At 68.5% G+C, this 13,731-nt stretch carries 12 protein-coding genes and 1 riboswitch; of the genes, 3 read left to right on the forward strand and 9 right to left on the reverse strand.

The annotated features are described in order from the left end of the window. Positions 1 to 59: 59 nt before the first annotated feature. The 4 genes from ACNI3K_RS03570 to dnaK all read right to left on the reverse strand — a co-directional run bounded on the left by ACNI3K_RS03570 (position 60) and on the right by dnaK (position 4,115). Positions 60 to 485: a heat shock protein transcriptional repressor HspR gene (locus ACNI3K_RS03570; protein WP_419390477.1), complete on the reverse strand. Its 426-nt coding sequence runs from the start codon at positions 483 to 485 to the stop codon at positions 60 to 62. A 66-nt stretch (positions 486 to 551) separates the two neighbouring features. Continuing rightward, on the reverse strand, positions 552 to 1,520 hold the full coding sequence (locus ACNI3K_RS03575) for a DnaJ C-terminal domain-containing protein (protein WP_419390478.1): 969 nt from the start codon (positions 1,518 to 1,520) through the stop codon (positions 552 to 554). A 31-nt stretch (positions 1,521 to 1,551) separates the two neighbouring features. Next, the gene (grpE, locus tag ACNI3K_RS03580; RefSeq protein WP_419390479.1) at positions 1,552 to 2,166 is read right to left on the reverse strand and encodes a nucleotide exchange factor GrpE; all 615 of its coding nucleotides are present in this window, start codon (positions 2,164 to 2,166) and stop codon (positions 1,552 to 1,554) included. A gap of 65 nt (positions 2,167 to 2,231) precedes the next feature. After that, on the reverse strand, positions 2,232 to 4,115 hold the full coding sequence (gene dnaK, locus ACNI3K_RS03585) for a molecular chaperone DnaK (protein ID WP_419390480.1): 1,884 nt from the start codon (positions 4,113 to 4,115) through the stop codon (positions 2,232 to 2,234). A gap of 216 nt (positions 4,116 to 4,331) precedes the next feature. On the opposite strand from dnaK, the gene ACNI3K_RS03590 reads away from it, so the two are divergent. Further along, positions 4,332 to 4,802, forward strand: a complete 471-nt coding sequence (locus tag ACNI3K_RS03590; protein ID WP_419390481.1) for a rhodanese-like domain-containing protein — start codon at positions 4,332 to 4,334, stop codon at positions 4,800 to 4,802. Between the two features lie 154 nt (positions 4,803 to 4,956). Here ACNI3K_RS03590 and ACNI3K_RS03595 read toward each other — a convergent pair whose 3' ends face one another. From ACNI3K_RS03595 to dcd, 4 genes are all read right to left on the reverse strand, one after another. Further along, a complete protein-coding gene (locus ACNI3K_RS03595; protein ID WP_419390482.1) occupies positions 4,957 to 5,607 on the reverse strand; it encodes an ABC transporter ATP-binding protein in 651 nt (216 codons plus the stop codon). Beyond that, entirely contained in the window at positions 5,604 to 7,247 is a 1,644-nt protein-coding gene (locus ACNI3K_RS03600) for an ABC transporter permease (RefSeq protein ID WP_419390483.1), read from the reverse strand. The genes ACNI3K_RS03595 and ACNI3K_RS03600 overlap by 4 nt, the downstream gene beginning before the upstream one ends. Before the next feature lie 19 nt (positions 7,248 to 7,266). Continuing rightward, positions 7,267 to 8,364: a thiamine ABC transporter substrate-binding protein gene (locus tag ACNI3K_RS03605; protein WP_419390484.1), complete on the reverse strand. Its 1,098-nt coding sequence runs from the start codon at positions 8,362 to 8,364 to the stop codon at positions 7,267 to 7,269. A 23-nt stretch (positions 8,365 to 8,387) separates the two neighbouring features. Then, positions 8,388 to 8,505: riboswitch (TPP riboswitch) on the reverse strand. 99 nt (positions 8,506 to 8,604) lie between these two features. Then, positions 8,605 to 9,180, reverse strand: coding sequence for a dCTP deaminase (gene dcd / locus ACNI3K_RS03610; protein WP_419390485.1), 576 nt, complete (start codon positions 9,178 to 9,180; stop codon positions 8,605 to 8,607). A gap of 148 nt (positions 9,181 to 9,328) precedes the next feature. Here dcd and ACNI3K_RS03615 point away from each other — a divergent pair, with 148 nt between their 5' ends. After that, on the forward strand, positions 9,329 to 11,752 hold the full coding sequence (locus ACNI3K_RS03615; RefSeq protein ID WP_419390486.1) for a glycoside hydrolase family 94 protein: 2,424 nt from the start codon (positions 9,329 to 9,331) through the stop codon (positions 11,750 to 11,752). Here ACNI3K_RS03615 and ACNI3K_RS03620 read toward each other — a convergent pair. Then, a complete protein-coding gene (locus tag ACNI3K_RS03620; protein WP_419390487.1) occupies positions 11,749 to 12,711 on the reverse strand; it encodes a DUF4349 domain-containing protein in 963 nt (320 codons plus the stop codon). The two genes, ACNI3K_RS03615 and ACNI3K_RS03620, sit on opposite strands and share 4 nt — an antisense overlap. A 179-nt stretch (positions 12,712 to 12,890) precedes the next feature. Here ACNI3K_RS03620 and ACNI3K_RS03625 point away from each other — a divergent pair, with 179 nt between their 5' ends. Then, positions 12,891 to 13,703, forward strand: a complete 813-nt coding sequence (locus tag ACNI3K_RS03625) for a DUF4397 domain-containing protein (protein WP_419390488.1) — start codon at positions 12,891 to 12,893, stop codon at positions 13,701 to 13,703. The last annotated feature ends 28 nt before the right edge of the window (positions 13,704 to 13,731 follow it).

Here is a 13,731-nt window from a genome sequence, read left to right on the forward strand (position 1 = left end):
TGCCCGTGCGAGGCGTGCGGCGTAGCCGGGTCACACTGAGGCGAGCACCCGGTGATCGCTCAGTCGCGGCTGTCGCGTCCCGTCGAGCGCCACAGCACCAGCGAGCGGCCCTCGTCCTTCCGAGCACGATGCCCGCGCTCGACGATCACGACAGAGCCGGTGGGCCCCGACGCGAAGATTCGGGAACCGGTGTCGGCGCGCGGGCGCAACTTCTCCACCTCGGTCTCCAGGCGGTCGACTCGCTTCTGGAGCGCCAGGATGCGCTTGATGCCCTCGAGGTTGATTCCCTCGTCCTGGCTCATCCGCTGAATCTGGCGCAAGGTGGCCACGTCGCGAAGCGAGTAGCGGCGGCCCCCTCCGGGGCGCCGCCGCGGAATGACGAGTCCCAGGCGGTCGTACTGGCGGAGAGTCTGCGCATGCATGCCTGCGAGTTCGGCGGCGGTAGAGATCAGGAAGACGGGCTCGTCGACTGCTGGCTTGTCCACGGTGCCTCCTTCCTTGGCCGCACCTGAGGTGCGCTCAATCTATCGCCGATGCGCGCATCGGCCGCTCTACTTCGCCGCGTCCCGGTAAAGGTCCTTGCGCGGGTCATCCTTGGCGGTCTCCAGGGCGAACGCCTGCAGTATCTCCTTGGCCTTGCGGCCGAGCTTGCTCGGCACCGCGACCTCGATGGTCGCCAGCAGGTCGCCCACGCCGTCCTTCGCCTGCAGCCCGCGGCCCTTGACCCGCAGGGTCTTTCCGCTGGGTGTGCCAGGCGCGACCTTCACCTTGACGCGGGCACCGTCGAGGGTGGGCACCTCGACGGTCGCGCCCAGCGACGCCTCGTCGAACGTCACGGGCACCTTCACGCGCAGGTTGCGTCCCTCCGCGGTGAACACCGGGTGCTTGGCGACCCGCACCGTGAGGAGCAGGTCGCCTGCGGGGCCACCGCTCTGTCCCGGCCGGCCCTTGCCACGCAGCCGGATCTTCTGGCCGTCGCGGACCCCGACTGGGAGCCGCGTGGTGATGTCCCCGGTCGCAGCGCGCAGCGTGATGGTTGCGCCCTCCGCAGCCTGGCGGAACGAGACCTCGGTCGTGGCCGCGATGTCGGTGCCCTTGACCGGGCCGCGTTGGAAGCCACCGCCGAACAGGTTTCCCAGAATGTCCTCGAAGCCCTGAGCCCGGTACTGCGGGCCACCTGCTCCGCCCGGGCCAGGCTGGCCGCCCCCGCCACCGAACATTCCGGAGAACACGTCCTCGAAGCCGGCCCCGCCCGGTCCTCCTGCCTGGAAACGCGGCCCGCCGCCGCCCATCGTCCGCACAGCGTCGTACTGCTGACGTTGCTTGGGGTCGGAGAGCACGCCGTACGCCTCGCCGACCTCCTTGAAACGGTTCTCCGACACCTTGTCATCGGGATGGCGATCCGGGTGCAGGTCGCGGGCGAGCTTGCGGTACGCCTTTTTGATCTGCTCCTGGCTGGCGTCCTTGGGGACGCCCAGCGCCGAATAGAAGTCCTTGCTGAACCAATCCTGACTCGTCACTGCACGCCTCCTCTCGCCTGTTCTCGGTGGTCTACTCGGGTTGCGCGACGATCACGCGCGCCGCACGCACTACGCGGTCGCCGATTCTGTGGCCGGGCTGCGCCACGTGCTGCACGGTCGGCACCTCGACATCGGTGGATGGCTGAGACATCAGCGCCTCGTGGAGCTGCGGGTCGAACTCCTCGCCGACCTCGCCATAGGAAGACCAACCGAAACGGGCGAGGGCCTCCTCGAGCTTGGCGGCGATGGCCTTGAAGGGGCCCTCATCGAGGTCGCCGTGCTCGCGCGCTCCGGCAATGTCGTCGAGCGCGGGGATCAGCGCCTCGAGCATCTTCGCCGCGGCAACGTCGCCGGCTACCTCGCGGTCGCGGTCCACGCGCTTGCGGTAGTTGACGTACTCCGCCTGCAGCCGCTGCAGGTCGGCCAGGTGAGCGGCAGCCATCTGCTGGGCGCGATCGATGGCATCGGCCGCGTCCTGCTCGTCTTTGTCCGCGTCGCCGTCCTGGCCCTCGTAGCCGGCAGCGGCGTCGTTCACGATTGCCTCGGCCTGGGCCAGCGAGTCGTTGTCCTCGCCGTGCGCGGGCTCGGGGGTCTCGCCTGGGGTCTCGTCTGGGTTCTCGTCGGGCGTCTTGTTGTCATCAGTCATGTGAGCCTCCGTGAGCGGCTGAGGCGACGGATGCGGGTCGCCCCGCATCCGTCGCTCGAGCGTCGCTACTTCTTGTCGTCCTCGTCGTCGACGATCTCGGCGTCCACGACATCGTCGTCGGAGTCGTCAGCGGGCTCCTGGGACTCGCCGGCCGGCGCGCCCTCTGCTCCCTCGGCACCGTCAGCGCCCTCGGCCTGCGAAGCGGCGTACACGGCCTCGCCGATCTTCTGCGACTTCTCGACCAGGATGTCGTGCTTGGCCTTGATGTCCTCGGCGTCGTCGCCCTCGAGCGCCGTCTTGACGTCGGCGATCGCGGTCTTGACCTCCTCGGCGGTCTCGGCCGGAACCTTGTCCTCGTTCTCGGACAGGATCTTCTCGGTCGAGTACGCGAAGGTCTCGGCGTTATTGCGGGTCTCGGCCTCCTCGCGGCGCTTCTTGTCCTCGTCCGCGTGCTCCTCGGCGTCCTTGACCATCTGCTCGATGTCTTCCTTCGACAGGGCCGAGCCGCCGGTCACGGTGATCGACTGTTCCTTGCCGGTGCCGCGGTCCTTGGCTCCTACGTGCACGATGCCGTTGGCGTCGATGTCGAACGTGACCTCGATCTGAGGAACGCCGCGCGGGGCCGGCGCGATGCCGCCCAGCTCGAACGTGCCGAGCATCTTGTTGTCGCGGGCGAACTGGCGCTCGCCTTGGTAGACCTGCACCAACACGGAGGGCTGGTTGTCTTCGGCGGTCGAGAAGACCTCGGAAGACTTGGTGGGGATCGCGGTGTTGCGCTCGATCAGCGTGGTCATGACGCCGCCCTTGGTCTCGATGCCGAGGCTCAGGGGGGTCACATCGATGAGCAGCACGTCCTTGCGCTCGCCGGAGATGACGCCCGCCTGGAGTGCGGCGCCGACGGCGACGACCTCGTCAGGGTTGACGCCCTTGTTGGGCTCCTGACCACCGGTGAGCTCCCTGACGACGTCCGCGACCGCAGGCATGCGGGTCGAGCCGCCGACGAGGACCACGTGGTCGATATCGGAGAGCTTGATGCCCGCGTCCTTGATGACCTGCTCGAACGGAGTCTTGGTGCGCTCGATGAGGTCCTGCGTCATCTGCTGGAACTGTGCGCGGGTGAGGCGGGTGTCCAGGTGGACAGGTCCGTTCTCGCCGATCGACAGGTACTGCAGCGAGATGTTGGTGCTGGTCGCGCTCGACAGCTCCTTCTTGGCCTGTTCGGCGGCCTCGCGGAGACGCTGCACGGCGGACTTGTCCTTGGCCAGGTCGACGCCTTCGCTGTTCTTGACCTCCTTGATGAGGTGGTCGACGATGCGCTGGTCCCAGTCGTCACCGCCGAGGCGGTTGTCACCGGCGGTGGCGCGCACCTGAATGGTGGAGAAGTCGTCCTCGTCCTTGCCCACCTCGAGCAGGGACACGTCGAACGTGCCGCCACCCAGGTCGAACACCAGGATGAGCTCGTCCTCCTTGCCGCGGTCGAGCCCGTAGGCGAGCGCGGCGGCGGTGGGCTCGTTGACGATGCGCTGGACCTTCAGGCCCGCGATCTCGCCGGCGTCCTTGGTGGCCTGGCGCTCGGCGTCGTTGAAGTAGGCCGGGACGGTGATGACGGCCTCGGTGACCTTCTCGCCCAGGTACTCCTCGGCGTCGCGCTTGAGCTTGCCGAGGATGCGCGCCGAGATCTCCTGCGCGTTGTACTTCTTGTCGTCGATCTCAGTGGTCCAGTCGGTGCCCATGTGACGCTTGACGGACGCGATGGTGCGGTCCACGTTGGTGACGGCCTGGCGCTTGGCGATCTCGCCCACCAGCACCTCACCGGTCTTCGAGAACGCGACCACCGACGGGGTGGTGCGGGCGCCCTCGGCGTTGGCGATGACGGTGGGCTCGCCACCCTCCAGAACGGTCACCACGGAGTTGGTGGTTCCCAGGTCGATGCCTACTGCTCGTGACATTGCTGTCCTCCTTCTTCTGCGGCCGAATCAGCCGCGACGTCTGCCGGCCCGTAACTTGAGCCGCCTACGCTCAAGTATCCACGTCGCGAGAGCGGTGTCAAGCCGGAGCGTGCAAAGTTGAGTCGAAGACGCTCAAGTCGCCGCTGCTGGTGAGTGGTGAGCGCGGTGCCACGTCAGGCTCGACTGGCCACCGCGCCCGCGAGTAGCGTGCGAGCCATGACGACTCCCGCCGAGGCCGCAGCCCACTTCGCCGCCAAGCTCGCCTTCGAGACCGATCCGTCGGACGTGCACGCGGCGCTCGAGGCGCGCGAGCCGTCGCTGGTGCTCGTGGACACGCGCGATCAGGTCGCCTGGGACCAGGGCCACGCCCGCGGGGCCCTCCATATCCCCAAGGCGCAGCTCGCTGCGAAGATTCCCGGCGTTGCGGGTCCTGGCAGCCAGATCGTCGTGTACTGCTGGGGTCCTGGGTGCAACGGGGCGACGAGGGCCGGGCTGATCATCAGCGAGCTCGGGTACACGGTCAGGGAGATGATCGGCGGCTTCGAGTACTGGGCGCGCGAGGGCATGCCCGTCGACCGCGTGGTCGAGGTCGAGGGCCGCCGCGTGGACGTGGATGCCACTCAGGCCCCGGACCCGCTCACCGCGCCCGCCGCACGCCTGGGCGAGCGCATCGCCTGCGACTGCTGACCTCGGCCTCCCCTCGCGCCTGACGATCGCACCCATTCGAGCCGAACGGACGGCTCAACTGAGCCGTCACCGCGCGGCGCGTGCGGCGACGGGATGCGCGCGCTCAGTTGATCCGTCCCGTCGGCATGGTGGTGCGGGAGGGAGCGGGCTCGCTCTACAGCAGCCGCCCATCCTCCATCCGCACCACGCGGGTCGCCATGGTCTCGGCCTCGGCCGGATCGTGGGTGACGACCATCGCGGTGGTTCCCACGGCTAGCAGGATGTCGCGCACCTCGGTCGCGAGCCGCGCGCGCAGCCCCGCATCAAGCGAGGACAGCGGCTCGTCCAGTGCGAGCAGCCGCGGCCGGGGCGCGAGGGACCGCGCGAGCGCGACCCGCTGGCGCTGACCGCCGGACAGGTCCGTCACGGGCCGGTCCTCGTAGCCGGTGAGGCCCACCGTCTCGAGCAGCTCTGCGACCCGCTGGGCGCGCTCGTCGCGCGGCGTGCGCTGCATCTCGAGCCCGAACGCCACGTTTCCCGCCACGGTTCGGTGGGGGAACAGCTGACCGTCCTGAAAGATCATTCCGAACTGGCGGCGGTGCACGGGCACGCGCGTGACATCTTCGCCTGCCCAGCGCACCACGCCCGATGCGGGGGGCACGGTCCCGACGACGGCACCAAGGAGGGATGACTTTCCGCATCCCGAGGGTCCGAGCAGCGCGACGATCTCGCCGCGTTCGACGGTCAGCGACACCGAGTCGACCGCTAAGACCGGCGGGCGTCCCGGGTACGTCACGGTCACGTCCCGCACTTCGAGTCCCGTCACAGGTCCGCTCCTACCTGGGTCCTGAGACCCTCAGATGCCATCATGACGGCTGCCGTCATCGCCGCGAGCACCACCGCGGCCGCGAAGGCCATGCCGACGTTCTCGATCCCCGGGCGTCCAAGCAGACGGTAGATCGCCGTCGTGAGCGTGGGATGGTCCGGGCGCGCCACGAAGGTGGTGGCCCCGAATTCGCCGAGCGCGATCGCGAAGCCGAATCCCGTTGCGAGCCCGAAGGGCCGCTTGAGCAGCGGCCAGTCCACCGTGCGCCACGCCTGCCACGGAGAAGCGCCCAGGGTTCCGGCGGCCGCGCGCATCGACGCGGGGATGCCGCGCGCCGCGGGCACCAGCGTGCGTGCCACGAGCGGCAGTGCGACCACGGCCTGTGCGATGGGGACGAGCCACCACGATCCGCGCAGGTCCACGCCCAGCACCGAGCGGTTGAGCGTCAGCAGCATGCCGAGTCCGACCACCACCGCACTGACCCCGAGCGGCAGCATGACGATCGAGTCCAGGGCGGTGGATCGACGGGTGCGCCGCGTGAGCAGGGCCGCCACGATCAGTCCCAGCGAGGTCGCGATGGCGGCGGCCACGGTCGCGGCCACGAGCGAGTTCACGGCCGCCTGCCACATTGGCACCGCCAGCGAGCCCAGTCCGGAGTCGGTCAGTAGGGCCGCGTAGTGGTCCAGGCCGTGGCCGTCCTGAGTCCGGAGCGACCGCTCGACGAGCGCCCACAGGGGGGTCGCGAGCACCGCCGCGAGCACCGTGAGGACGGCGCCGACCGCCCAGCGGTCGCCGCGGCCCGACAGCGGGCGAGTGCCGTCGAGCCGGCGCGTGCCGAGCGAGCGCTCGCGGCGACGGCGCGCCCACTCGGCCCCGCCCAGCGCGAGGGCGACGAACACCAGCTGCAGTACCGACAGCACCGCCGCGGCGCGCAGGTCGAGGAACTGGTTCACCTGCAGATAGATCTCGGTCTCGATGGTGCGCACGCGCGTGCCGCCCAGCACCAGCACCACTCCAAAGGAGGTGGCACAGAACAGGAACACGACGGCCGCGGCGGAGCCGATCGACGGCGCGAGTGCGGGGAGCGTGACGTGAGTGAACGCCTGGCGCCGGTCCGCGCCCAAGGTGCGGGCCGCATCGGCCGTCGACGGATCCAGGCTCGCCCACGTGCCCCCGACCACCCGGATCACCACCGCGACGTTGTAGAACACAAGCGCCGCCGCGATCGCGACGGGCGACTGGTCGAGGCCCAGGCCGCTCAGCGGACCGGAGCGCCCCAGCAGCGCGGTGAAAGCCGCAGCAACCACCACTGTGGGCAGCACGAAGGGCACGGCGGCGACCGCCCGCACCGCCGTCTGGCCGCGCCACCTCAGCCGATACAGCGCGTACGCCCCGGGCACCCCGAGCAGCAGCGCTCCCACCGTGCCCGCCGCCGCGAGAGCGAGGGTGGTAACCGCCGCATCGGCCGTGCGGGAAGACGTGGCCACGTCGAGGACCCCGGCGAGGTCGAAGCCGCCGTCGAAAAGCCCACGGCCCATGACCGCGGCGAGCGGCCACAGGAAGAACAGCCCGAGGAACGCCAAAGGCACAGCGGCGAGCGCCCACCACCCCAAGGAATGGTGGAGCCGCCGTGTGCCCATCGCGGTCCCTTGACCTAGATCAGTCGAGGACGATCTCGGTCCAGGACTCGATCCACGCGTCGCGGTTCTCGGAGATCACCTCGGGGTCCATGGTGTGCGGCTCGTCGGCCAGCGGCGCGTACTCGGCCCACTCCGCGGGCACGTCGACCTGTGAGGAGACGGGGTAGACGTACATGTTCTCGGGCACGCTGGCCTGGAAGTCGTCGGAGAGCATCCAGTCGATGACGGCCTGGCCGGCTTCGGGGTTCTCGGCGCCTTCCAGCACTCCCGCGTACTCCACCTGACGGAAGCACGTGTCGAGCAGCGCGGCCGTGGTGGGCTCACCGTCGATGACCTCGGACGGCGGGGACGAGGCGTAGCTGAGGACCACGGGGTAGTCGCCGCCGTAGTTCGGGGCCGAGAAGTCCACGAAGTAGGTGTCCGACCACGACGACGTGACGCGCACGTCGTTGTCGGCCAGCGCGCGCCAGTAGTCTTCCCAGCCGTCCTCGCCGAACTCCGCGATGGTGGCCAGCAGGAACGCGAGCCCGGGTGAAGAGGTGGCGGGGTTGGTGACGGACAGGATGCCGTTGTACTCGGGGTCGGACAACAGTCCCAGGTTCTCCGGAACCTCGCGACCCGTCTCCTCGAACCATCCGATGTCGTAGTTGAGGCACACGTCGGAGTAGTCGATCGCGGTGAGCGCCTGCGAGCCGGCCACCGCGTACTCGGCGGCGTCCGCCGCGGCGGGGGCCGTGGGCTTGTAGTCGGCGAACACGCCCTCCTCGATCGCACGCGACGCGAACGTGTTGTCGACGCCGAACACGACGTCGCCCAGCGGCGCGTCCTGGGTGAGGATCAGCTGGTTCACGAGCGTGCCGGCGTCGCCGGGCTGCACGAAGGTGACGTCGAGGCCCGAGTCCTCCTCGAAGGCCGCCAGGACGTCATCCGGCACCGCGAAGCTGTCGTGCGTGACGACGGTGACGCTCTGGCCATCGAGATCGGCCGATGCGCTCGGCGAGCTCTCGTCAGCGCTCGGCTCGGGCGAGGGATCGGCGGGGTCGTCGCTGGAGCAGCCTGCGAGGAGTACGAAGGATGCGGTGACCGCCAGTGCGGTCGTGGTGCGCAGTGCACGCATGTGTGGAACCTCCCACGAGTAGGAGGGGACGAGTCTCGACTCCCTACGCCGGCATCATCCGGATCAGGTTCGAGGGTCTGCGGCTGGTCCGCACTCTCAGCGCTCTGGTCCCTTGCGGGAAGCGCTCCCCTGTCGTTGCTCAGACAGCATAACGCCGATGCGCGGGAGGCCTGGTCGCGGACCCGCGGCTCAGGCGATGGCCGGTTTCAGATCTCTGCGTTGTCTAGATAGCTGCGTTGTCTAGATATCGGTGCGGTGGAAGTTCTGGAAGCTCCGGCTCGCGGTGGGGCCGCGCTGGCCGCTGTAGCGCGAGCCGTACTTGCCCGAGCCGTAGGGGTGCTCGGCGGCGGAGGACAGCTGGAAGAAGCACAGCTGGCCGATCTTCATGCCGGGCCACAGGTTGATGGGCAGCGTCGCGGTGTTGGACAGTTCGAGAGTCACGTTGCCCACGAAGCCCGGGTCGATGAACCCCGCCGTGGAGTGAGTCAGCAGCCCCAAGCGTCCCAGCGATGACTTGCCCTCGAGCCGCGCAGCGACGTCATCGGGCAGGGTCACGGTCTCGTAGGTCGAGCCCAGCACGAACTCGCCGGGGTGCAGCACGAACGGGCGCTCGTCATCGACGTCGATGAGCCGGGTGAGGTCCGGCTGCTCGACCGACGGGTCGATGGCCGCGTACTTGTGGTTGTCGAAGATCCGGAAGAACCTGTCGAGCCGCACATCGATCGACGAGGGCTGGATCATGTCCGGCTCGTACGGATCGAGGACCACGCGGCCCGAGTCGATCTGGGCGCGGATGTCGCGGTCGGAGAGCAGCATGGTGACAACCTACCGGGGTGCGCGCAGTGCACCCAGGTGGACGGGCGCATCGGCCGTATGAACGGTCCCGGCCGGGAGATATCGCAACGTTTCGAGTTCGGCTAGAGTGGGACGCGGCTCACACACCTTGGCGGAAGGCTCTACCCCCATGCAGTTCGGTCACTTCGACGATGAAGCGCGCGAGTACGTCATCACGACGCCCCACACCCCGTTCCCGTGGATCAACTACCTGGGCTCGCAGGAGTTCTTCGGCCTCGTGTCGCACACCGGCGGCGGGTACAGCTTCTACCGCGACGCGAAGATGCGCCGCCTCACGCGCTACCGCTACAACAACACCCCCGTCGACGACGGCGGCCGGTACTTCTCGATCAACGATGGCGGCGACGTGTGGAGCCCCTCGTACCGCCCCTACAAGAAGGACCTCGACCGGTTCGAGACGCGCCACGGGATGGGCTACACGCGCATCACCGGCGAGCGCGGCGGCCTCGAGGCGTCGGTGCTGTTCTTCGTGCCCGTCGACGTCAATGCGGAGATCCACCAGGTCACGCTCACCAACAAGTCTGATGCTCCCAAGTCGGTGGACCTGTTCAGCTTTGTCGAGTTCTGCCTGTGGAACGCCGAGGACGACCAGACCAACTACCAGCGCAACCTCAGCATCGGCGAGGTCGAGGTGGTCGACGGCGCGATCTTCCACAAGACCGAGTACCGCGAGCGTCGCAACCACTACGCGATGTATGCGGTCAATGCGCCCATCGCGGGCTTCGACACCGACCGCGATGCGTACCTCGGTTACGGCAACGGCTTCCACGAGGCCGCTGTGCCTCACGCCGGCAAGTCCGAGGACTCCGTCGCCTCGGGCTGGTACCCGGTCGCCTCGCACCACCTCGAGGCGGACCTCGCTCCTGGGGAGTCGCGCCAGTACACCTTCGTGCTCGGATACTTGGAGAACGCGGAGGACGACAAGTGGGAGTCGCCCGGCGTCATCAACAAGGCGCCCGCCCACGCGCTTCTTGAGCGGTTCGACGACAACGCCAAGACGGACGCCGAGTTCGCGCGGCTGAACGAGTACTGGGACAACCTGCTGGGCAGCTACACCGTCTCGTCGACGGACAGCAAGCTCGACCGCATGGTCAACATCTGGAACCAGTACCAGTGCATGGTGACCTACAACATGTCCCGCTCGGCCTCGTACTTCGAGACCGGCATGGGGCGCGGCATGGGATTCCGCGACTCGAGTCAGGACCTGCTGGGATTCGTGCACCTGGTGCCCGAGCGCGCTCGCGAGCGGATCATCGACATCGCGTCGACCCAGTTCGAGGATGGCAGCGCGTACCACCAGTACCAGCCGCTCACCAAGCGCGGAAACCACACGCTCGGCTCGGGATTCAACGACGACCCGCTGTGGCTGATCCTGGGCGTCGCCGCCTACATCAAGGAGACCGGCGACTTCGGAATCCTCGACGAGATGGTGCCGTTCGACAACGACGAGTCGTTGGCGCAGCCGCTGATGGAGCACCTCAAGCGGAGCTTCAACCACCCGCTCGAGAAGGCCGGCCCCCACGGGCTGCCGCTCATCGGCCGCGCAGACTGGAACGACTGCCTGAACCTCAACTGCTTCTCCTCGACGCCCGGTGAGTCCTTCCAGACCACCGAGAACCAGGCCGGCGGCGTCGCCGAGTCGGTGTTCATCGCCGGCATGTTCGCCGCCATCGGCCCTGACTACGCGGCGCTCGCGCGCCGCCGCGGGGACGATGCGGAAGCTGATCGGGCGGAGAAGGCCATCGCCGACATGAAGCAGGCGGTCCTCGATCACGGCTGGGACGGCGAGTGGTTCCTGCGTGCCTACGACTTCTACGGCAACAAGGTGGGTTCGCACGAGAACGCCGAGGGTCAGATCTGGATCGAGCCGCAGGGCTTCTGCATCATGGGCGGCATCGGCGTGGACGACGGCAAGGCCATCCAGGCCCTCGATGCGTCCCGCGAACGGCTCAACACTCCGCACGGCATGGTGTTGCAGAACCCCGCTTACACGAGCTACCAGATCGAACTGGGCGAGGTGTCGACCTACCCGCCGGGCTACAAGGAGAACGGCGGCATCTTCTGCCACAACAACCCGTGGGTGATCATCGCGGAGACGGTCGTGGGCCGCGCCGAGTATGCGTGGCAGTACTACAAGCAGATCACCCCCGCCTACCGCGAGGAGATCTCCGAGGTGCACCGCCTCGAGCCGTACGTCTACGCGCAGATGATCGCGGGCAAGGACGCGTCGCGTCACGGCGAGGCCAAGAACTCGTGGCTCACCGGCACGGCGTCCTGGAACTTCGTGACCGTCTCGCAGTACCTGCTGGGCGTGCGGCCCGACTACGACGGCCTGGTGGTCGACCCGTGCATCGGCGAAGAGGTCGGCGAGTACACCGTGCGCCGCCAGGTGCGCGGAGCGACCTACGTCATCACCGTGAAGAGCACGGGCGCCAAGGGGGCGACCCTCACCGTCGACGGCACGTCGATCGAGGGCAACACCGTTCCTTACGCGGCTGCGGGCTCGACCGTGGAGGTCGTCGCGTCGCTCTAGCTCTCGGTCGTTGCCGCGGTCTCGGTAGCGGCCGATGCGGGGGCGGGGCGGTCGGCCCGTGACCTCCGCGCGCGGACCACGGCGATCACCACGAGGGTGATGACGGCTGCCAGCGCCAACCAGGGCAGCAGCACACCGGTCACCACCAGCGCTCCCGAGACGAACGTGACGAGCGAGTCCCAGCCCGACGTGACGCCGTCGACGAAGGTCTGAGGCGCGTCGTCCACGATGACGACGGGCTCGGTCGTGAGCGACAGCTCGATGGTCGACATCGACACCTGGTCGTTGAGCCCTCGCTGCCGCGCCTCCAGGCTCTCGAGCTCCGCCTGGCGACGGGAGAGCTCGTCCTCGAGCGTGATGATGTCCTTGATGCTCTGAGCCTCGAGGAGCAGGGCCTGGATGCGGTCGGTCGACGCTCGCAGCGTCGAGATCGTGGCTTCGAGGTCCGTGACCTCATTGCTGACGTCGCGTGACTGCGTCGCGAAGTGGTCGACGGTGCCGAGCGCGCGGAGTTCGTTCACGGTCGGATCGAGCTCGTCCTGCGGGATGCGCAGCACGAGCGAAGCCGAGCCGCCCTCGTACTCGTCGGGAGTGGTCTCGTCGCGAGCGTCGATGCGACCCCCCGCGCCTTGCACGATCGCGACCGCTTGGTCGGCGGCCGCGAGCGGGTCCTCGACAGTCATGTACAGCGAGCCGGTGACGATCAGACTCTGGTCGGCGGGCGACTGGGACCCATCGCCTACCGAGTCGTCCTGTGCGCCGCCCTCTGAGCCCGCGGTGTCGCCTGCGCTGGAGGCGTACTCCTCGCTCACGGCCGGCTCAGACGCCGTGTCGTACGCCGCGTCGGACGACTCGCTCGACGACGAACAACCCGCCATCAGCGCTGCCATGATGATCAGTCCTGCCATGACCCCGATGCGCCGCGTGCGGCGCACCGTCCCCTCGCCTGTGGCGTTCATAGTGCTCATGCTAAGAAGACGCCTGGTAGCGCGCCATCGTTGGGTGGAGAGTGAGGCCGAATCGCAACTTCTCAAGAATTCTCGACATCGGTGCATCCAAACGGGCACCTGGGCCGGAAGTACCGGGTGAAGGAGGTCGCAACAGGCGCCCTCCCGAGCTCAGGAGAAGGAGAACGACCATGCGCAAGTCAGCAATCGCCGGCGTCGCAGCCGGTGCGCTCATCGCCGTCGGAGCAGCCGCTCCCGCCCTCGCAGTCGAGGACGGAATGTCAGAGCTGTCGGTGCTTCACGGCATCCCCGACACCCCTGTGGATGTGTACGTCAACGGCGAGAACACCATCGACGACTTCCAGCCCGGCGACCTCGCCGGCCCCCTCGACCTCGAGCCCGGCACGTACTCGGTCGCGCTCACCGCAACCGACGCCGCAGACGACTCGGATCCGGTCCTCGGCCCCATCGACCTCACTCTCGAGGAGGGCATGAGCTACACCGCCGTCGCCCACCTCGACGCGGATGGCGCTCCTACTGCCAACCTGTTCACCAACGACATCTCCGAGACCGCTGCGGGCGAGGGTCGCCTCACTGTGCGTCACACCGCTGCGGCTCCTGCCGTCGACGTGTGGGCGAACGACTCGGTGCTCTTCGAGAACCTCTCGAACCCCGACGAGGTGATGGGCGACGTCGCCGCGGACACCTACTCCGCGGCCGTCTCGCTGACCGGCGAGACTGACCCGGTGCTTGGCCCGACAGACGTGGAGATCGCCGATGGCGTGAACACCATCGTCTACGCGTGGGGCAGCGCGGAGGACGGCAACCTTGACCTCGCGGTCCAGACTGTCGACACCCACGCCTCGAGCCCGTCCGAGGTCGCGGCCGGTACCCAGGGCCTCGCGGCTGACCGCGGAGTCCCGGCCGGTGCGATCGCAGCGATCCTCATCGCGTTCGCGCTCGCGGCAGGTGCCGCGGCGCGAGTGGTGACCGCTCGACGCTGACCGTGCGGTCACGGGGGGGGACGTCCAA

The sequence above is a fragment of the Demequina ureilytica genome (assembly GCF_048553575.1).
Lineage (GTDB): Bacteria > Actinomycetota > Actinomycetes > Actinomycetales > Demequinaceae > Demequina.